General features: G+C 71.8%; 14 protein-coding genes. 9 read left to right on the top strand and 5 right to left on the bottom strand.

The window, feature by feature from the left end; all coding sequences use genetic code 11:
- Window positions 1-20: 20 nt before the first annotated feature.
- A complete protein-coding gene (locus GV126_RS03540; RefSeq protein ID WP_500305244.1) occupies window positions 21-1745 on the bottom strand; it encodes a pectate lyase-like domain-containing protein in 1725 nt (574 codons plus the stop codon).
- 580 nt (window positions 1746-2325) lie between these two features.
- Here GV126_RS03540 and GV126_RS03535 point away from each other — a divergent pair.
- The 5 genes from GV126_RS03535 (at window position 2326) to GV126_RS03515 (ending at window position 8970) form a co-directional block, all read left to right on the top strand.
- The gene (locus tag GV126_RS03535) at window positions 2326-3642 is read left to right on the top strand and encodes an ABC transporter substrate-binding protein (RefSeq protein ID WP_159662578.1); all 1317 of its coding nucleotides are present in this window, start codon (window positions 2326-2328) and stop codon (window positions 3640-3642) included.
- Window positions 3643-3647: 5 nt separating this feature from the next.
- Window positions 3648-4637: a carbohydrate ABC transporter permease gene (locus GV126_RS03530; protein ID WP_185947189.1), complete on the top strand. Its 990-nt coding sequence runs from the start codon at window positions 3648-3650 to the stop codon at window positions 4635-4637.
- A complete protein-coding gene (locus tag GV126_RS03525; RefSeq protein WP_159662574.1) occupies window positions 4630-5493 on the top strand; it encodes a carbohydrate ABC transporter permease in 864 nt (287 codons plus the stop codon). Before GV126_RS03530 ends, GV126_RS03525 begins: the two co-directional genes overlap by 8 nt.
- Window positions 5490-6899 carry a GH1 family beta-glucosidase gene (locus GV126_RS03520; RefSeq protein WP_236569858.1) on the top strand — a complete coding sequence of 470 codons (1410 nt, stop codon included), beginning with the start codon at window positions 5490-5492 and terminating at the stop codon, window positions 6897-6899. Before GV126_RS03525 ends, GV126_RS03520 begins: the two co-directional genes overlap by 4 nt.
- Before the next feature lie 187 nt (window positions 6900-7086).
- Window positions 7087-8970, top strand: a complete 1884-nt coding sequence (locus GV126_RS03515; RefSeq protein WP_159662572.1) for a discoidin domain-containing protein — start codon at window positions 7087-7089, stop codon at window positions 8968-8970.
- 121 nt (window positions 8971-9091) lie between these two features.
- On the opposite strand, the gene GV126_RS03510 is transcribed toward GV126_RS03515, so the two are convergent.
- Window positions 9092-9913 (bottom strand): SAM-dependent methyltransferase, encoded by an 822-nt coding sequence (locus tag GV126_RS03510; RefSeq protein ID WP_185947190.1) that lies wholly within the window; start codon window positions 9911-9913, stop codon window positions 9092-9094.
- A 275-nt stretch (window positions 9914-10188) separates the two neighbouring features.
- Between GV126_RS03510 and GV126_RS37095 the strand changes: the two genes are divergently transcribed.
- Together GV126_RS37095 and GV126_RS03500 are read left to right on the top strand one after the other, a co-directional pair.
- Window positions 10189-12138: an SNIPE associated domain-containing protein gene (locus GV126_RS37095; RefSeq protein WP_159662568.1), complete on the top strand. Its 1950-nt coding sequence runs from the start codon at window positions 10189-10191 to the stop codon at window positions 12136-12138.
- 244 nt (window positions 12139-12382) lie between these two features.
- Window positions 12383-12922, top strand: a complete 540-nt coding sequence (locus tag GV126_RS03500) for a hypothetical protein (protein WP_159662566.1) — start codon at window positions 12383-12385, stop codon at window positions 12920-12922.
- A 36-nt stretch (window positions 12923-12958) separates the two neighbouring features.
- On the opposite strand, the gene GV126_RS03495 is transcribed toward GV126_RS03500, so the two are convergent.
- Window positions 12959-13789 (bottom strand): CDP-alcohol phosphatidyltransferase family protein, encoded by an 831-nt coding sequence (locus GV126_RS03495; protein WP_159662564.1) that lies wholly within the window; start codon window positions 13787-13789, stop codon window positions 12959-12961.
- A gap of 110 nt (window positions 13790-13899) precedes the next feature.
- On the opposite strand from GV126_RS03495, the gene GV126_RS03490 reads away from it, so the two are divergent.
- Both GV126_RS03490 and GV126_RS03485 read left to right on the top strand, forming a co-directional pair.
- Window positions 13900-14901 (top strand): zinc-dependent alcohol dehydrogenase, encoded by a 1002-nt coding sequence (locus tag GV126_RS03490; RefSeq protein WP_159662562.1) that lies wholly within the window; start codon window positions 13900-13902, stop codon window positions 14899-14901.
- A gap of 172 nt (window positions 14902-15073) precedes the next feature.
- Window positions 15074-15472 carry a 6-pyruvoyl trahydropterin synthase family protein gene (locus GV126_RS03485; RefSeq protein WP_159673280.1) on the top strand — a complete coding sequence of 133 codons (399 nt, stop codon included), beginning with the start codon at window positions 15074-15076 and terminating at the stop codon, window positions 15470-15472.
- On the opposite strand, the gene GV126_RS03480 is transcribed toward GV126_RS03485, so the two are convergent.
- Window positions 15420-17306, bottom strand: coding sequence for a hypothetical protein (locus GV126_RS03480; protein WP_201299795.1), 1887 nt, complete (start codon window positions 17304-17306; stop codon window positions 15420-15422). The genes GV126_RS03485 and GV126_RS03480 overlap by 53 nt on opposite strands.
- Window positions 17303-18280: a thiopeptide-type bacteriocin biosynthesis protein gene (locus GV126_RS03475; RefSeq protein ID WP_159662560.1), complete on the bottom strand. Its 978-nt coding sequence runs from the start codon at window positions 18278-18280 to the stop codon at window positions 17303-17305. The genes GV126_RS03480 and GV126_RS03475 overlap by 4 nt, the downstream gene beginning before the upstream one ends.
- Between the last annotated feature and the right edge of the window lie 110 nt (window positions 18281-18390).

Here is an 18390-nt window from a genome sequence, read left to right as displayed (position 1 = left end):
TCACCGGGCCGTGCCCGGCCTCAGGGATACGACACCACCGTCGAGGGGGTCGTGGACGTCCCCGAGGTGGGCGCGCCCGTGTCGTTGATGACGTGCTCGTACTGTCCGTTGCCGCCCAGCGAGACCACGAGCAGGTCGTGGAACTTCACCCCCGAGCGGTTCGGGGCGGCGAAGCCGTGGTGCTGGACGATCGTCGGGTCGACGTCGTAGTTGCAGTAGCTGCCCAGGCCCCAGGCCTCGTGGTCGGTGACGTTGTCGCCGACCTTGTAGGCCGCGTAGCCCTTCACCGACCCGTCCTGGACCGCCGCCTGGTTCGGGGCGTCGTACGCCTTCTCGTTCTGGAAGAAGATCGTGCGGCCGCGCTGGCCGTACCACTGCACGTCGTACTTGTTGAAGTGCTCCACGAACAGGCCCGTGCACAGCACGTCGTCGCCGTTGACGACGACGCCGTAGTCGGCGCGGTTGGTGTCCCAGCCGACGCCCGTGCCGTGGTCCGCGCGCCACACCCAGGTGTGGTCGACGATGGTGTGGCGGCTGTTGATCACCATGCTGGTGGTGGCCTTGCCGGCGCCCGCGCCGCCGATGCGCACGAACACGTCCTGCACGGTGGTCGGGTTGGCCGAGTGGTCGGTGGTCGCGCCCTGCGGTCCGACCTCCAGCAGGGTCGCCGAGTTGACCGGGCCGGCGTCGATGAGGAAGCCGGCGAGCCGTACGCCGTCGACGTCGGCGACCTTCATCACGGTCGTGCCGTTGTCCGGGACCAGGGTCGCGAAACCCAGGCCGAGGACGACCGTGCCCGGACGGTTCACCTGGATCGGCTGGTCCACGTGGTAGATGCCCGGGGTGAGCAGCAGGTGGAGTCCCTGGGCCAGCGCCTGGTTGAGGGTCGCCGCCGTCACGCCGGGCCGGGCCACGTAGAACTGCGACAGCGGCAGCGAGGTGCCGCGCGGGGTTCCGTTGCCCCAGGTCACACCGCGCGCCGCCGTCCGCTTCTCCGGCAGGAAGACACGGAAGGCGCTGCCGTCGAGGTACAGGAAGGGCTTCTCCCGGGAGACGGGGGTGGTGGACAGCGTGGTGTACGGCGGGTTGGGGAAGCTCTGCGCGGGGGCGCCCTCGACGCCGGAGAACACCATGTTCCACACGGCGTTGACCCAGCCGCCGACCGCGCTGTCGCGGGTGTACCACTGCTGCTGCGAGTACGGGCCGACCTGGCCGTCGATCCGGCTGTCGGCGATGTAGCCGCCGCTGGCCCAGCCGTAGCCGGCCGGCGCCAGGTTCAGGCCGCCGCGCACGTGCATCCGGCGGAACGGGGCGGCCTGGGCGACGGCCCAGCGGTTGGTGCCGCTGACGGGGACCAGGGCCAGGTTCTCGGCCGAACGCCAGAAGTTCTGCGTGGCGTTGCCGTTGAACCAGCCCGCGTCGACGGTGACGTCCCCGTTGATGGTGGTGTCGTCGGGGGACAGGCCGAGGCCGGCGATGGAGGTGTAGAAACCTATCTGGGCGTTCAGGCCCTGGTAGGTGCCGGGTTTGAACAGCAGGGCGTAGCGGCCGGTGCCGAACTGGGCCGATTCCTGGCGGTGGAAGATGTCGTCCAGGGTGGCCTGGATGTTCGGTGTGGACGGGTCGAAGACGTACACGTTCGGCCCGAGGTCGCCACCGCCCTGCAGGGCACGCGGGCTGGTGCGGGCGGTGGCGACCTCGGGCCGAACGTGCACGTCTTCGACCCGTCCACACCGAACATCCAGGCCCCGCCCCTTATACACATCCCCGAGCCGGGGGGCGGGTGGGGGCGGGCAGGGCGGTGGGACGTGGGGGAGTCGGAGGACATGGGGCGGCTCTCCTGGTTCATGAAGTGAACGGGGTGGGGTTCGAGAGCGCTCTCTCGCCGCTGAATGGTTCACGCGGGTGAACGAAGCGTCAAGAGGCGGGACAGGAACGACCGGTGGGACGCGCGGGCTTGCCGACCGTCCGTCAGGCGCCCCGGCCCGCCCCTGCGACCATGGGGGACGCCCTCCCCGGCACCCGGCTCGCACGTCGTCGAACGCCGTCGATATCCAACCGTTGCAATGCGCCGGCCTCGGGCTTCCGGTGCTGGTCAGGGGTGCTGTCGGGCCTGTGCGCGGGGCTCGGTCGCGCCCGGTGCGCCCCTCTCGGCCTCCTCGCCGTTGTCGTATCCCTTGACGGAGCCACCCCGGAGGTTTTAACTCACGTCCTAAATTAAGCCCTGAGGTGGCTTCGGAAGTCGAACTCGGACGTTGCGGCCGAGTATCGCCCTTCCGCGGCCTCCTCGCGGTTCTCGACTCCCGGAAAGGGACACCAGGAGCCATGCGCAGCATCCGAGCCGCGGCCGTAGGCGCCGTCACCATGTCTCTCGCCCTGGCGGCCTCGGCCTGCGGAGGCGGGTCGTCGACGGGCGGCGGGTCCAACGACTCGCCCAAGACCCTCACGTACTGGGCCTCCAACCAGGGCGCCAGCGTCGAAATCGACAAGAAGGTCCTCCAGCCCGAACTCGACAAGTTCGAGAAGCAGACCGGGATCAAGGTGAAGCTGGAGGTGGTGCCCTGGAACGACCTGCTGAACCGGATCCTCACCGCGACCACCTCCGGGCAGGGCCCGGACGTGCTGAACATCGGCAACACCTGGAGCGCCTCCCTGCAGGCCACCGGCGCGCTGCTGCCCTGGGACGCGAAGAACTTCGCGAAGATCGGCGGCAAGGACCGGTTCGTCGACTCCGCCCTCGGCTCCACCGGTGCGCCCGGCAAGGACCCGGCGGCCGTGCCGCTGTACTCCATGGCGTACGGGCTCTACTACAACAAGAAGATCTTCGCCGACGCCGGCATCGCCAAGCCGCCCGCCACCTGGGCGGAGCTGATCGCCGACGGCAAGAAGATCCAGGCCAAGGGCAAGCAGGTGATCGGCGCCGAGGGCTCCAGCCTCAACGAGAACGTCCACCACGTGTTCGTCTTCGCCAAGCAGCACGGCGCCGACTTCTTCACCTCCGACGGCAAGCCCGACTTCACCAGCGACGGCGTGGTCGCGGCCGTCAAGCAGTACGTCGACCTGATGGCCAAGGACAAGGTCATCCCGGCCGGCAACGCCGAGTACGCGCAGAACCAGTCGGTGAGCGACTTCGCCAAGGGCAAGACGGCCATGCTGCTGTGGCAGACCGCCTCCGCCAACCTCAAGTCCCAGGGCATGAGCCAGGACGCCTACGGGGTCGCGCCGGTGCCCGTGCAGTCCGGCACCCCGGGCACCGGCACCCAGGTGAACTCCATGGTCGCCGGCGTCAACGTCGCCGTCTTCAAGAACACCCACAACCTGGACGGCGCCACCCGGTTCGTGAAGTTCCTGACCAGCGACGACGAGCAGAAGATCCTCAACAAGGCGTTCAGCTCCATCCCGCCGGTCAAGACCGCCCAGTCGGACCCCGCGTTCAACACCCCGGACAACGCCGTGCTGAAGAACACCCTGGCGACCAGCGCCGCCGCGCTGCCCCAGGTGCCCTCCGAGTCCCAGTTCGAGACGACCGTCGGCACGGCCGTCAAGGAGCTGTTCGCCGACGCCGCCGCCGGCCGCGCGGTGACCACCGACTCCGTCAAGGCCAAGCTCCTCAAGGCCCAGCAGCAGATGCCGGCGAAGTGAGCACGATGACGACCACCGTGGACGCCGGCCGGCCCGCCGTACACCACAAGACCCCCGGGGCGGCCGGCCCGCGCCGCCGCCCCGGGCGGATCCGCCGCGCCGCACTGCCCTACCTGCTGCTCCTGCCCGCCCTGCTCCTGGAACTGCTGGTCCACCTGGTGCCGATGGTGATCGGCGTGGTGATGAGCTTCAAGGAGCTCACGCAGTTCTACATCCGCAACTGGACCGCCGCACCCTGGTCGGGCCCGGAGAACTACCGCATCTCGGTGGACTTCGACGCCCCCGTCGGCGAGGCCCTGCTGCACTCCTTCCTCGTCACCGTGGGCTTCACCCTGCTCTCCGTCGCCCTGTGCTGGCTGATCGGCACGGCCGCCGCGATCTGCATGCAGGACACCTTCCGCGGCCGGGGCCTGCTGCGCGCGCTGTTCCTCGTGCCCTACGCGCTGCCGGTCTACGCGGCCGTCATCACCTGGGTGTTCATGTTCCAGCACGACAACGGCCTGGTGAACCACGTCCTGCACGACCAGCTGCACCTGACCGACAAACCGTCGTTCTGGCTGATCGGCGACAACAGCTTCTACGCGCTGCTGACCGTGTCGGTGTGGAAGGGCTGGCCGTTCGCCTTCCTCATCGTCATGGCCGGGCTGCAGAACATCCCGCGCGAGCTGTACGAGGCGGCCGCCCTCGACGGCGCCGGGATGTGGCAGCAGATCCGCCGGATCACCCTGCCGTCGCTGCGCCCCGTCAACCAGGTGCTCGTGCTGGTGCTGTTCCTGTGGACGTTCAACGACTTCAACACCCCGTACGTCATGTTCGGCAGGGCCGCGCCGCGCGCCGCGGACCTCGTCTCGGTCCACATCTACCAGGCGTCCTTCGTCAGTTGGGACTTCGGCACCGGCTCGGCGATGTCCGTCCTGCTGCTGCTGTTCCTGCTGCTGGTCACGGGCGTGTACCTGGCCCTCACCTCGCGCGGACGGAGGACCGCCGATGTCTGACACCTACCGCTCGCCGATGGCGCCGCCGCGCTCCTTCACCTGGACCAGGCGGATCTTCCTGACCCTGCTCACCGGCTTCGTCCTGGTGCCGGTGTACGTGATGGTCTCCAGCTCGCTCAAACCCTTGCAGGACGTCTCGGGGAAGTTCCGCTGGCTGCCCAGCGGGCTGACCTTCCGCCCGTACATCGACATCTGGTCGACGGTCCCGCTCGCCAAGTACTTCGTGAACTCGCTGATCGTGGCGGGCTCGGCCACGGCCGGCTCGGTGGTGATCGCGGTGTTCGCCTCCTACGCGGTCAGCCGCTACTCCTTCCGCGGCAAACGGGTCTTCACCGTCACCGTGCTGTCCACGCAGATGTTCCCGGGCATCCTGTTCCTGCTGCCCCTGTTCATGTTGTACGTCAACATCGGCAACGCCACCGGCATCGCCCTGTTCGGCTCCCGCGGCGGGCTGATCCTCACGTATCTCACCTTCACCCTGCCGTTCTCGATCTGGATGCTGATCGGGTACTTCGACTCGGTGCCGCGCGACCTGGACGAGGCCGCCCTGGTCGACGGCTGCGGCCCACTGGGCGCGCTGCTGCGCGTCGTCGTCCCCGCCGCGGTCCCCGGCATCATCGCCGTCGCCGTCTACGCCTTCATGACCGCCTGGGGCGAGGTGCTCTTCGCCTCCGTCATGACCAACGACACCACCCGCACACTCGCCGTCGGCCTGCAGGGCTACTCCACGCTCAACGACGTGTACTGGAACCAGATCATGGCCGCCTCGCTCGTCGTCAGCGTCCCCGTGGTCGCCGGCTTCCTGCTGCTGCAGCGCTACCTGGTGACCGGACTGACGGCGGGAGCCGTGAAGTGACCCACCCGCTCGACCGCACCGACCCCGAAGGGACTTCCGTGTCCATCGACGCCATCGACCTCGCCGCGCTCCCGCACGACTTCCTGTGGGGCACGGCCACCTCGGCGTACCAGATCGAGGGAGCCGTCGCCGAGGACGGCCGCTCGCCCTCCATCTGGGACACCTTCTCCCACACCCCCGGAAAGATCGACAACGGGGACCACGGGGACATCGCGTGCGACCACTACCACCGCTGGCGCGAGGACATCGCCCTGATGCGCCGGCTGGGCACCAACGCCTACCGGATGTCCGTCGCCTGGCCGCGCGTGCTGCCCGGCGGCGACGGCCCGGTCAACGCCAAGGGCCTGGACTTCTACGACCAGGTGATCGACGCCCTGCTGGAGGCGGGCATCACCCCCTCCGTCACCCTCTACCACTGGGACCTGCCGCAGGCCCTCCAGGACCGCGGCGGCTGGCCCGAGCGGGCCACCGCCGAGCACCTGGCGGCCTACGCCTTTGTCGTCGCCGAGCGCCTCGGCGACCGCGTCACCCACTGGACCACCCTCAACGAGCCCCTGTGCTCGGCCTGGATCGGCCACCTGGAGGGCCGGATGGCGCCCGGCCTGACCGACCTGACCGCGGCGGTCCGCGCCTCCTACCACCTGCTCCTCGGCCACGGACTGGCCGCGCAGGCCGTCCGGGCCGCCGCCCCGCACGCCCAGGTCGGCATCGTCAACAACCTCTCCACCGTCCACCCCGCCAGCGACCGCCCCGAGGACGTCGCGGCGGCCCGCCGCCACGACGGGCACACCAACCGCTGGTGGCTGGACCCCCTCCACGGCCGCGGCTTCCCCGCTGACATGCGCGAGGTCTACGGCGTCGACCTGCCCGAGCGCCCCGGCGACCTGGAGACCATCGCCACCCCCCTGGACTGGCTCGGCCTCAACTACTACTTCCCGGCGTACATCGCCGACGACCCCGACGGCCCCGCCCCCCGCGCCCGCCTGGTCGACCGCGAGGGCGTCCCGCGCACCGGCATGGGCTGGGAGATCGACGCCGACGGCATCGAGACCCTGCTGCTGCGCCTGACCCGCGAGTACGGCGCCCGCAAGCTCTACGTCACCGAGAACGGCTCCGCCTTCCCGGACGTCGTCCGCCCCGACGGCACCGTGGACGACCCCGAGCGCCGCGACTACCTGGAACGGCACCTGGCCGCCTGCGCCTCCGCCGCCCGGCAGGGCGCCCCGCTGGCCGGCTACTTCGCCTGGTCCCTGCTGGACAACTTCGAGTGGGCCTACGGCTACGACAAGCGCTTCGGCCTCGTCCACGTCGACTACGCCACCCAGACCCGCACCGTCAAGGGCAGCGGCCACCGGTACGCGGAGATCATCCGCGCGCACCGGGAGGGGGCGCGGAAGGCGGCGTAGGACCGACTCCCCGGGGGCGCGGACGCGGGAGCCCGCGCCCCCGGGGCACCACGCACCGCAGCGCGCGCCGCGGTCCATGCGCCTCACGCCCTTCCATGTATGTCATGTACGCGACATTCATGTCCGTTCCCCGTACGGCCCCTGCCCGGCACTGCACACCCCACCTCACCTCCCCAAGGAGAGCCGCATGCCGTCCCGTACCCCCCGCACCCTGCTGACCGCGCTCGCCGCGCTGGCGCTGCTGACGGCCGGCCCGGTCCTCACCGCACCCGCACACGCGGCCACCCCGGCGGCCACCGCCGCGAGCTGGGACACCGACCGGGCGGCCGCCGCCTACGCCGCCGACCCCTCCGCCGTGACCGCCTCCGGCAGCGAGAACGGCGGCACCGCACCGGGCCTCGCCTTCGACGGCGACGGCGCGACCCGCTGGTCCAGCAACTTCGCCGATGACGCCTGGATCCGCGTGGACCTCGGCACGACCCTCCGCATCGACCGGGTCCAGCTGGACTGGGAGGCCGCCTACGGCAAGCGGTACGTGCTGGAAGTGTCGAGGAACGGCACCGACTGGACACCCTTCTACACCGAGGACGCCGGCACCGGCGGCTCGGTCACCGCGCACACCTACCCGCAGGAGGTGACCGGCCGTTACGTCCGCCTGCGCGGCATCGAGCGCGCCACGCCCTACGGCTACTCGCTGTACTCCTTCAAGGTCTACGGCGGCGAGCCCGCCCCTGCCTCCGCGACCCGCACCAACCTCGCCCTCCACCACCCCGCATACGCCGACTTCTACCAGGACGCGGGCACGTCACCGGCCTTCGTCACGGACGGCGGCTGGCCCACCGACCTCAAGGGCGGCGCGAGCCGGTGGGCCAGTGACTGGAACGCCGACCGCTGGGTCTCCGTCGACCTCGGCGCCACCTCGACGATCGACACGGTCGATCTGTACTGGGAGTCCGCGTACGCGGTCGACTATCTGCTCCAGGTCTCCGACGACAACCGCACCTGGCGCACCGTCTACGAGCCCTCCGCCTCCGAGGTCGCCGCCCGCCGGGCCGACGTCAAGGCCCCAGGCGACGCGGCCGGCCTGCACGACAGCGTGCGGCTGCCCCAGCCCGTCACCGGCCGCTACGTCCGCATGCTCGGCAAGGAACGCCGCTCCTTCTACAACCCGGCCCCGGCCACCGCCCAGTTCGGCTACTCCCTGTACGAGTTCCAGGTCTGGGGCACCGGCGGCAGCGCGAACGCCGCCTACCCCGCCCTGCCCGCCGACCGGCCGGGTACGTACCAGACCACCTTCTTCGACGACTTCACCGGTGCGGGCCTGGACCGCGCCAAGTGGCGGGTCGTGCGCACCGGCACCGACATGGGATCCGTCAACGGCGAGTCGCAGGCCTACGTGGACTCGCCGGACAACGTCAGCACCCAGGACGGCAACCTGATCCTGCGGGCCGGGTACTGCAAGGGCTGCACCAAAGCCGGCGGCGGCACCTACGACTTCACCTCGGGTCGCATCGACACCCACACCAAGTTCGACTTCACCTACGGCAAGGTCAGCGCGCGGATGAAACTGCCGGTCGGAGAGGGCTTCTGGCCCGCGTTCTGGCTGCTGGGCAGCAACGTCGACGACCCGTCGGTGTCCTGGCCGGCCTGCGGCGAGACCGACATCATGGAGAACATCGGGTACGGCGACTGGACCAGCACCTCCCTGCACGGCCCCGGCTACTCGGCCGACGGCAACATCGGCGCCCGCCAGACCTACCCGGGCGGCGGCACGGCCGACCAGTGGCACACCTATGCGGTGGAGTGGACCCCGACGGCGATGCGCTTCACGGTCGACGACCGCCTGGTGCAGGAGACGTCCCGCACCAAGCTGGAGTCGACGCGCGGCCAGTGGGTCTACGACCACAGCCAGTACCTCATCCTGAACCTCGCCCTGGGTGGCGCCTACCCGGCCGGCTGGAACCACGTGACCAGCCCCTACTGGGGCCTGCCGCAGTCCAGCGTGGACAGGATCGCGGCCGGAGAAGCCCAGGTGGTGGTGGACTGGGTGCGCGTCGAACAGAAGAAGTGAGCGCGACGGCGCGAGCCGGACGGGCCGGCCCGGAGAGCCGGCGGGCCCCGGGCCCGGCCGGGCGCGCTCGGGCCTGTCCGGCCGCCCTCGGCAGGGCAAGGCCCGCCCGTCCGGCCGCCGGTCAGCCGTCCTTGCGGGCCACTCCGCCGTAGATCCCGATCGCCGGGGCATTGGGCCGCACCGGCTCCTCGGGCCGCCAGTGGGTCACCCTGACCAGGCCCGGGTCGACCAGGGCGAAGTCACCGAAGAAGTCCGACACCCGCTCGTGCGAGCGGAGGTTCATGGTGGCACTGGCGCTGTTGTAGACGGCTGCCGCGTCCTCGCGCCGGTCCTCGTGCAGGTCGCCCGTGGCGTGCGAGAGCACCAGGTAGGAACCCTCGGGCAGCGCGTCGCGGAGGGTGGCGACGATGCCGTCCGGGTCGTCGGCGTCGGCCAGGAAGTGCACGACGGCGACCAGCAGCAGCGCCACCGGCTCCTCGAAGTCGATGACCCTGCGCACCTCGGGGTGGGCCAGGATACCCTGCGGGTCCCGCAGGTCGGCCAGGACGACGGAGGTGCCGTCCGCGCCGTCCAGAAGCGCCATCGAGTGCGTGCTGACGATCGGGTCGTTGTCCACGTAGGCGACCCGCGTCCGCGGGGCCACGGCCTGCGCGACCTGGTGCACGGTGGGCTCCGTCGGCAGGCCCGTGCCCACGTCGAGGATCTGCCGGACGCCGCCCTCGGCGACGACGTGCCGCACCGCCCGGTGCAGGAAGCGCCGATTGGCCCGTACGCCCTCCCGCACCTCCGGTGCCATGGCCATGAACTTCTCGGCGGCCGCCTGGTCGACCTCGTAATGGTCCTTCCCGCCGAGGAAGTAGTCGTACATCCGCGCCGGATGCGGCCTGCTCGTGTCGATCTCGTGAAGGGAGGCGCGGCGGTCACCGCCGCCGGGGGAGGTCATGGCTGCCTGGCTCCGTCCTGAATCGGCCATGGTCATGATCTGACGGGCTGTCGAACATCGCCCGAGGGAGCACCTTACCGTCGCGTAAGGTTCACATTGCCTCCACGATCCGCCGGGAGAACGTAGGATGGAGCCCTTTACGGCGCCTGGGGGGCGTGGCGATGGCTCACGAGGTCGACATGCGGGGGCGTGCTTGCTCTCGGGCATGACGGTTGCAGCGGACGTCCCAGCCAGGTGTGCCATCTGCCCTCGGAGCACCCAGGAAGGACGCCCACGTGTCCGTACAGTCCTCGCGACCCGATGTGAACGCGGCCGCCGCGGCCATCAGGGGCCTCTGGTTCCCGGTCAAGGGAACCGTCAAGAAGCTGCCGGAGGTTCTGACGCCGGACGAGACGGTGGATGTCCTGGCCGTGGCTCACCACGACGGAGTCATCGGGGTGCTCGCCCTCACCGACCGCCGGGTGCTGTTCCGGGCCCAGGGCTGGGCCGGCCAGCGCCTGGTGACGCATGGTCTGGGGGAGATCTCGGATGTGCGGTGGGCGAGCGGGCTGGGTCAGGCCGTTCTCACGCTGTTCGTCGCCGGCCGGCCGGTCGAGTTCAAGAACATGGACAAACGGGATGGCCGGCACCTGGCCGACCGGCTTCAGCAGTGGCGGCAGTGGTACGCGGTCCAGACCGGCAGTACCGCGCATCACCTGCACGGGCAGCCGCCCGCCGCACCCGTGGTCGCCCCTGTGCCGTCAGTCCCGGTCCAGCCGGCACCGCCGGTTCCGGCAGTCCCGGTACCACCGCAGCCGTCCCCTGGCACCAGTGGCGGAGCGGGCGGACTTTTCGGCCGTCGCCGCAAGGAAGCCGAGGCGGAAGCCGCCCGGCTCGGTGAAGAACTGCGCGCTCGCACCACCGAGAACGAGTCCCTGCGTACGGAGAACGCCCGCCTGCTGGCCGAGTTGAACGCCCTCCTCGGTGCGGACGCCACCCGGCTGGTCCAGGAGACCGAACGGATCCGCCGCACCCATGCAGAGCATCTGGCCGAGCTGCAGCGGATCGACGCCGTGCTCGACGCCAAGGTGGAAGCGGCCGCCGAACGTGCCGAGCGTCAACTCCACGGCGCCCGGCAGCGCCTGAACGAGATGGAGGCGCAGGCCCAGGAGGCGGAGCGGCGGCTGGCCGCGGCCCGGAGCGGCCTGGTCGTCACCGACGACCAGACGATGCTGCAGGAAGCGGGCATTTACGAATACCGCCACCCGCTGGCCGACGCCGTCGCCTACAGGACGCGCCTGGAGCGCATCAAGGACCAGTACAAGGTGCTCACCAAGAACGGTCGCGCGGTCGTCGGCGTCACCGAATGGACGGTCAACGGCTCCGCGGCCGAGGGTCGGCGGATGGTGCGTGACTTCTCCAAGCTGATGCTGCGTGCCTACAACGCCGAGGCGGACGCCGCCGTGCGGGGGATGAAGCCGCACCGCCTCCTCTCGCTCATCGACCGGTTGGAGAAGTCCCGCGAGACGATCGCCCGGCTCGGCAAGACCATGCAGATCCGCGTCACCGACGAGTACCACCGGTTGCGCGTGCAGGAGCTGGAGCTGACCGCCGACTACCTGGTCAAGGTGGAGGAGGAGAAGGAACGGCGCCGGGAGGAACGGGCCCGCCAGCGCGAGGAGGAACGCCTGGAGCGGGAGATCGCCCGCGAACGGGCGCGTCTGGACAAGGAGCGCAACCGCCTGGTCCTGGCGCTGAACCGGGCTCGTTCCGCCGGCCAGGCGGACGCCGCCCAGATCGAGGAACTGCAGCGGAAGCTCGCCGACATCGACGCGGAGGAGGAGGCCATCGACCGGCGTGAGGCAAACCGCCGCGCCGGATACGTGTACGTCATCTCCAACATCGGCGCGTTCGGCGAGTCCATGGTCAAGATCGGTCTCACCCGGCGCCTCGACCCCATGGACCGCGTCAACGAACTCGGTGACGCCTCCGTCCCCTTCCGTTTCGACGTGCACGCCCTGATCTACAGTGACGACGCCGTCGGCCTGGAGCGCGCGCTGCACCAGGAGTTCGAGGCCTACCGCGTCAACCGCGTCAACGCGCGGCGTGAGTTCTTCCACGTGACTCCGGTCCAGGTCCGCGACGCCTTGGCCCGCCATGCGGGACAGCACCTGCTGGAGTTCCACGAGGAACCGGACGCGCCGGAATGGCGGGCCAGCGTTGCGGCAGTCGGCGCTCGGGGGTGAGCGGGCGCATGATGCGAAAACGCCGCTCCGTGTCGTCAGCAAGAGGTCGAGCTTGCACACTCGGGTGCAACGCGAAGGGGGTTTTCGTGTGAGTGGCCGAGGACGGCGACGGACGGTCATCGGATCCGCGAACCGTCACGCGATCGGGTGATATCGCAGGGTGCGGGCACAGGCGGTGGAGGCCGCTCGTTCGAGGAGGTGACCGGATCTTCCGGCTCACCGGGAATCGAAGGAGACGCACGACATGGGACTGTTCTTCCGCCACAACCCCGACGGCACCGTGACCGGTCGCAACGACGACACGGGCTTCACCGTGACCCTCGCCGACGAGGAAGAGGTCAAGCGGCAGTTGTACGAGGACGCGGGCTGGGAGTACACGCCCCCACCGCCCCCCGTGCCACCGGGTTTTCACCGGTTCCGCTTGGTGCACGACTCCTTCGGGACCGACGGGTTCCAGGACGCGCGGTATGCGGACCTGAGGGCACGTCCGCCAGAGGGCTGCGTACCGGTCGACATGGGCGGTTTCGCCCTGGAGTGCGAGCGCCCGGGGAAGTCGCTGCTGGACGCCGTGGCCGGTACGGTCGCGCAGGTGCGTCGCGAACACGGGCTTGTGATGAACAGCCTGGGCATCGAGAAACCCCACGAGTGGCTCGGCAACGACAGCAACGGCTGCTCGGCGCAGATCGTCGCGCACCTGATGCTCATGGCCACCCACCGTGCCGCCTTGCTGGGATACGGCCGCAAGGACCTGGTCCGGCTGCTCGACGCGGCAGGCATCGGATAGGCGTCGCGACGCGGGCCGTTCGTGCGCCACATGACCTCATGCCACCCGCGCGGACTCCAGCAGCTCCTCGGCGGCGTGCCCGGCGGGGGCCCTGACGGGAACCGCGCCAGGGGCGGCCCGCCGCACCGCACCTGCCGCCGGGGCCGCAGCCACCCCCCGCGACACCCGCCACAGCCACCCCACGTCCCGCCCGAACGACCACACCAGCAGGGCCAGGGCGACGGCCACCACACCCACGTCGGTGGCGTGCGGCAGCAGGTCCGAGTCGGCCGTCAGCAGAAGGACGCCCTGGAGGGCGGCCACGGTCTTGCGGGCGGTGCTCGGTGGCAGGGGTGCGCTCAGCCAGGGCAGGACGCGGGCGGCGGCCACGAAGGCGTAGCGCATGCCGCCGATGAGCAGTACCCACGGGCCGATGTCCCGCGCGACGTGGACGCTGAGCACCAGGATCAGAAAGGCGTCCACCTCCATGTCGAAGCGGGCGCCGAGGGGCGAGCAGGTGCCGGTGCGGCGGGCCACCCTGCCGTCCACGCCGTCCAGCACCAGCGCCACTGCCGTCAGCACGACCAGCACCGGCACCGGCGGCGCGCTCACGAACGAGTCCGCGACCAGCGCCGTCACCCCGCCCACGAGGGTGGCCCGGCCCAGGGTGACCCGGTTGGCCGGACCGAAGCGGCGCAGCCGCGCCCGGTGCAGCGCGCGGGACAGCACCGCCCAGCCGGCCACCGCGAAGGCCAGCCCGCACACCCAGCCCACGGGGCCCAGCCCCGCCGCCGCGCCGAGCAGGAGGAGCAGCAGCAGTTGCGCGCCCGCCCCCACGGCGGTCTCCCGTCGCGCGGGCCTCGCGTCGTACGTGTCGTTCCGGGCCACCGCACACCCTCCGGCCGAGTGACAGAGTCGATCGCCGCCGCGTACGTTGTGCGCGGCCTGTGCACACCTCGGTACGTGGAGAGCGTCCCGATCGTTCAGGAGGACCCCCTATGAACAGCACCGCCCGCGCCTTCTGGCTGCGCTCGCCCGGCCACGGCGAGATACGTGCGGCGAGCCTGCCGGACCCCGGCGCGGGAGAGGTGGTCGTGCGCACGCTGTACTCCGGGGTCAGCCGGGGCACCGAGACCCTGGTGTTCGAAGGGCGTGTCCCCGCCGGCCAGTACGCGGTGATGCGGGCGCCCTTCCAGGAGGGGGACTTCCCCGGGCCGGTGAAGTACGGCTACCTCAACGTGGGCGTCGTCGAGGAGGGGCCGAAGGAGCTGACCGGGCGGACCGTGTTCTGCCTTTACCCGCACCAGACCCGCTACGTCGTCCCCGCGAGCGCCGTCACCGTCGTACCGGAGACGGTCCCCGCCGGGCGGGCCGTGCTCGCCGGCACCGTCGAGACCGCCGTGAACGCCTTGTGGGACGCCGCCCCGCTGATCGGCGACCGGATCGCGGTGGTCGGTGGCGGCATGGTCGGCTGTTCGGTGGCCGCGCTGCTGGCCCGATTCCCGGGCGTGCGCGTCCAGTTGGTGGACATCGATCCGGCGCGGGCCGAGGTCGCCGACGCCCTCGGCGTCGGTTTCGCCACTCCCGAGAACGCGCTCGGCGGCTGCGACCTCGTCGTCCACGCCAGCGCCACCGAGCAGGGCCTCGCCCGCGCGTTCTCCCTGCTCACCGCCGAGGGCACCGTCCTTGAACTGAGCTGGTACGGGGACCGGAAGGTCTCCCTCCCGCTCGGCGAGGACTTCCACTCCCGGCGGCTCGTCCTGCGCAGCAGCCAGGTCGGCACCGTCTCCCCGGCCCACCGCACCCGCCGCACCCACGGCGACCGGCTGGCCCTCGCGCTCGACCTGCTCGCCGACCCGGCACTCGACGCCCTCATCACCGGGGAAAGCGCGTTCGAGGATCTGCCCGAGGTCATGCCGAAGCTGGCCGACGGCCGGATCCCGGCCCTGTGCCACCGCATCCGCTACGGGACGGACGTCAGCCATGGGAAAGAGGCGTGACATGAGAGGGCGCCTGACCCGAGAGAGACGCCTGACCTGAGAAAAGCCTGCGCGGGCGGCTGAACACCGCACAGTGTGGAACCGTACTGGAGGGCACACTCCCGGCCGGGGCCGGCAGGACCGGCGGGTCCGGCAGGGGGGAACCGATGCGCCGCACCTGGAGGGTCGCCCGTTGTTCAGTATCACCGTCCGCGATCACATCATGATCGCCCACAGCTTCCGCGGCGAGGTGTTCGGGCCCGCGCAGCGGCTGCACGGAGCCACGTTCCTCGTGGACGCCACCTTCCGGCGCGAACAGCTGGACGACGACAACATCGTCGTCGACATCGGACTGGCCACCCGGGAGCTGGGCGCGGTGCTGGGCGAGCTGAACTACCGCAACCTCGACAACGAACCCGCCTTCGCCGGGACCAACACCTCCACGGAGTTCCTCGCCCAGGTCATCGCCGACCGGCTCGCCGACCGTATCCACCAGGGCGCCCTGGGCGAGGGCGCCAGGGGACTGGCCGGCCTCACCGTCACCCTGCACGAGTCGCACGTGGCCTGGGCGAGTTACGAGCGTGCGCTGTGACCGGCGCGACCACCGGCCGCACCGCACACCCGACCGGTGCGACCACCGATCGCACCGCACACCCGACCCGGGGCGGCGGCGCGGGCGGTCGGCCTGGGCGCGGAGCCCGCCGCGGCTGCGGCGCAGGCTGATGCGGTCCAGCGGAAGGTAGCGCGCGTGCCGGCCGGGCCGGCCGTAGTACGGCGTGGGGTCCGGGTCGCCGGTCCACCAGGAGGTCGTGACGGGGCGGCGTACGGCGTTGGCGGCCCGCTCGGTCAGCGGCGGCACGAGCAGGTCGACGAAGCGGACACCGGTGCGGTGCTCGACGGCGGCGAGGAAGGCGCGGTAGGCGTCGCTGTTGCCGTAGCCGCCGTACAGGGCGCGCAGCCCGTCGGCGAACCGTGCGTCGAGCACCCCGGCGGCCGAGGCGGTCTCCAGCACGGCCACCGGCGCGAGCCCGTCGGGGCAGGGCAGGGGGCGCAGCAGGCAGTCGACCGGCCAGGGCGGCAGGACGCCGTCGCGCGGCGCGCAGGGCGGCGATGCGGGCCGCGATCCGCAGCCCGTGCGCGACCCGGGCGACGGCCGGCCCGGGCACGGCGGCGTCGGCGCCGGGGCGGCGGTAGGAGTCGAGGAACCAGGCACCGGACCCGGAGCCCGCCGGTGCCTGCGGCAGGGTGCCGCAGGAGGCGACCGTGCCGGCCGGTACCCAGCCGCTGCGATGCTGCCGGGGCGCCCGGCAGACCTGCACCACGCCCAGGGAGTGCAGATGCTGCAGGAACCCGCGCACCACGCCGGCGGCGGGCGCGGGACGCCCGGCCGGCGCGGCCAGGGCCGGCAGGGTGCCCTCCAGGTCGCCGAGCGTGCGCGGCCCGTCCGCGAGGAGGGCCAGCACGGCCTCCAGCACGCCGGTGCGGCGCAGTACGACCTGCCGCAGCCGGCCGGGGTCGCGGGGATCGACGACGTAACAGCGCACCTGCCCGGGCCCCTCGCCGGGCGGGATCGCGGCGGGTTCGGCGAAGTGCAGCGGCGCGGGCGCCAGCAGGGTCCGCGGGTCGGCGGTGCGCAGGTCCGGCGGGGCCGAGCGCGCCCTGATCAGGTGCACGTTCTCCACGGCGAGGGCGGCGAGCGCGCCCAGGGGCGTGCCGGGCGAAAGCAGCGCCGGGCAGCCGCCCGGCCCGCAGGTCACCGGGAGCGCGGCGATCTGGCCCGCCCAGCCGCGCGGCGTGGTCTTCGCGGCGGCCCGGCCCAGGATCCGCCACAGATACGCGGCACGTTTGCGCAGTTGCCTGCCCGACCAGGACTGTCCCGAGGCGAGCCGCTGGGCCACGTCCTCGGCGAGCCCGGGGGCGGCGCTGTCCACGAACGCCCGCAGCCCCGGGCTGGCGCGGGCCGTGCGCCACCCCTGCTCGGCCACCCGCCGCTGTTCGGCCGCGACCGCCTGCCGCAGCCCGTTCAGGTCCGTCTCCGCCGCCTCGGCCTCGTCCAGCAGGGCGTGGGCCTGCTCGGTGAGGTCGGCGGGCACGGCGGGGGGTTGCCGCCGCAGCAGGCAGTCCGGCACCCGGGGCGGTGTGCCCGAGTGCAGTCGCCGCCGCAGGGCGAGCACGGCTCCGCGGTCGGCGGGGGCCAGCAGCGGGTGCGGCACCACCTCGGCACCCAGCCGGTCGGCCAGCGCCCGGCACTGCGCGGCGAGCCGCTCGACGGTGTCGGCGTGCCGGGCGGCGCCCTCGAACAGGTGGGGGGCGGCGCCGGCCGGCCACGCCTCGCCGGGCATCCCGCCCAGCCGCAGCAGCGCCGTCGCCCCGAGCGCCGCGTCCCGGGCGTCGTGCGCCTGTGCCGGTACCTGCGCCCCGCTCATCGCGCCTCCTCCTGGCCGTCGGCGGCGGGCGCCTCGGTGAGCAGGCACTGGCGTGCCGTGGACAGTCCGCCCCGGTTCCAGTGGAAGACCACGTGGTGGGCGGCGGCCCGGCGCGGGCCCACCGTGGCCTCGCCGGAGGCGAAGTAGTGGGTGCGCCACTGCCGGGCGGCCCGCTCCACCGTCTGAAGGTGTTCGCCCAGGGCGTCCCGCCAGGCCTTCGGCAGTGCTTCGAGGCGGGCCTCGGGACTCGACTGCCAGTAGTCGCGGATGCCGGCGGCGGCCCGTCGCAGGTCCGGTGCGTCCAGCCCGCGCGGCAGCCGGCGCCCGGTCTCCTCCCGGACGACCTGCCAGACCCCGCGGTGCTCCCAGCCGACGATGCCGAGGGCGTCGAACACCGTGTGCAGCAGCGCCAGTGACACCCGCCAGGCGGGCGGTGCGGGCGCGCCGGCCGCGGCGGTGTGCACCTCCAGCCAGGCCCGGGAGTCGGCGGTGAACAACCCGTGCACGAAGGGCATGGACCGCGGGCCGCCGAACAGATACGTCTCCGGCTCGTACACACTCGGCACGGGCCGCGCCCAGGTGTCCGTCCGCCGCCCGGGTGCCAGGCACCGCAGCAGGGTGGCGCGCAGCTCCTGGACGCGGGCGGGGTCCGCCGCCCGGAACCGGACGCGCAGCCCCGGCGGCTTGTGCATGAAGAAGAAGTCACGGGCCTGCCCGGTGTCGGTCAACTCCCGTACAACTAAGGTGAGTTGCTCATACGGCCGCGGTTCGGGACCGGGTGCTGCGCAGGCCACGTCGAGCTGCCCCCAGCCGGCTTCGGGGGTGGGGGCGCGCGGGGCCTGCAACCCCGCCGTGAGGAAGACCCTGCGGGCCGCCGCGTAACCGGCGTCCTCCGCCGCCAGGGGCACGCAGCCGAGCGGCTCGGCACGTGCGTCGTCCAGGCAGTCGGCCAGTAAACGCTCGACCCGCACCATGCGGCCTCCTTGCCGGGGAGAGGGGAACCACCCCTGTGATGTCCGGCCCGTGAGTGCTCCAAAGCGCCGCCAGCATTGGTCATATGATCAACAGGTGTGCGCGGGAGGTA

The organism is Streptomyces mexicanus (genome assembly GCF_902506575.1).
Taxonomy (GTDB): Bacteria; Actinomycetota; Actinomycetes; order Streptomycetales; family Streptomycetaceae; genus Streptomyces; species Streptomyces mexicanus.
The sequence above is the reverse complement of the archived record's forward strand: the minus strand, read 5'-3'. Positions and strand labels throughout refer to the sequence as shown.

What these genes read in the sequence shown, in the direction of transcription:
- GV126_RS03535 (WP_159662578.1), top strand. Translation starts at nt 2,326, where the DNA reads ATGCGCAGCATCCGAGCCGCGGCCGTAGGCGCCGTCACCATGTCTCTC.
- GV126_RS03515 (WP_159662572.1), top strand. Translation starts at nt 7,087, where the DNA reads ATGCCGTCCCGTACCCCCCGCACCCTGCTGACCGCGCTCGCCGCGCTG.
- GV126_RS03530 (WP_185947189.1), top strand. Translation starts at nt 3,648, where the DNA reads ATGACGACCACCGTGGACGCCGGCCGGCCCGCCGTACACCACAAGACC.
- GV126_RS03510 (WP_185947190.1), bottom strand. Translation starts at nt 9,913, where the DNA reads ATGACCTCCCCCGGCGGCGGTGACCGCCGCGCCTCCCTTCACGAGATC.
- GV126_RS03475 (WP_159662560.1), bottom strand. Translation starts at nt 18,280, where the DNA reads ATGGTGCGGGTCGAGCGTTTACTGGCCGACTGCCTGGACGACGCACGT.
- GV126_RS03490 (WP_159662562.1), top strand. Translation starts at nt 13,900, where the DNA reads ATGAACAGCACCGCCCGCGCCTTCTGGCTGCGCTCGCCCGGCCACGGC.
- GV126_RS03480 (WP_201299795.1), bottom strand. Translation starts at nt 17,306, where the DNA reads ATGAGCGGGGCGCAGGTACCGGCACAGGCGCACGACGCCCGGGACGCG.
- GV126_RS03500 (WP_159662566.1), top strand. Translation starts at nt 12,383, where the DNA reads ATGGGACTGTTCTTCCGCCACAACCCCGACGGCACCGTGACCGGTCGC.
- GV126_RS03525 (WP_159662574.1), top strand. Translation starts at nt 4,630, where the DNA reads ATGTCTGACACCTACCGCTCGCCGATGGCGCCGCCGCGCTCCTTCACC.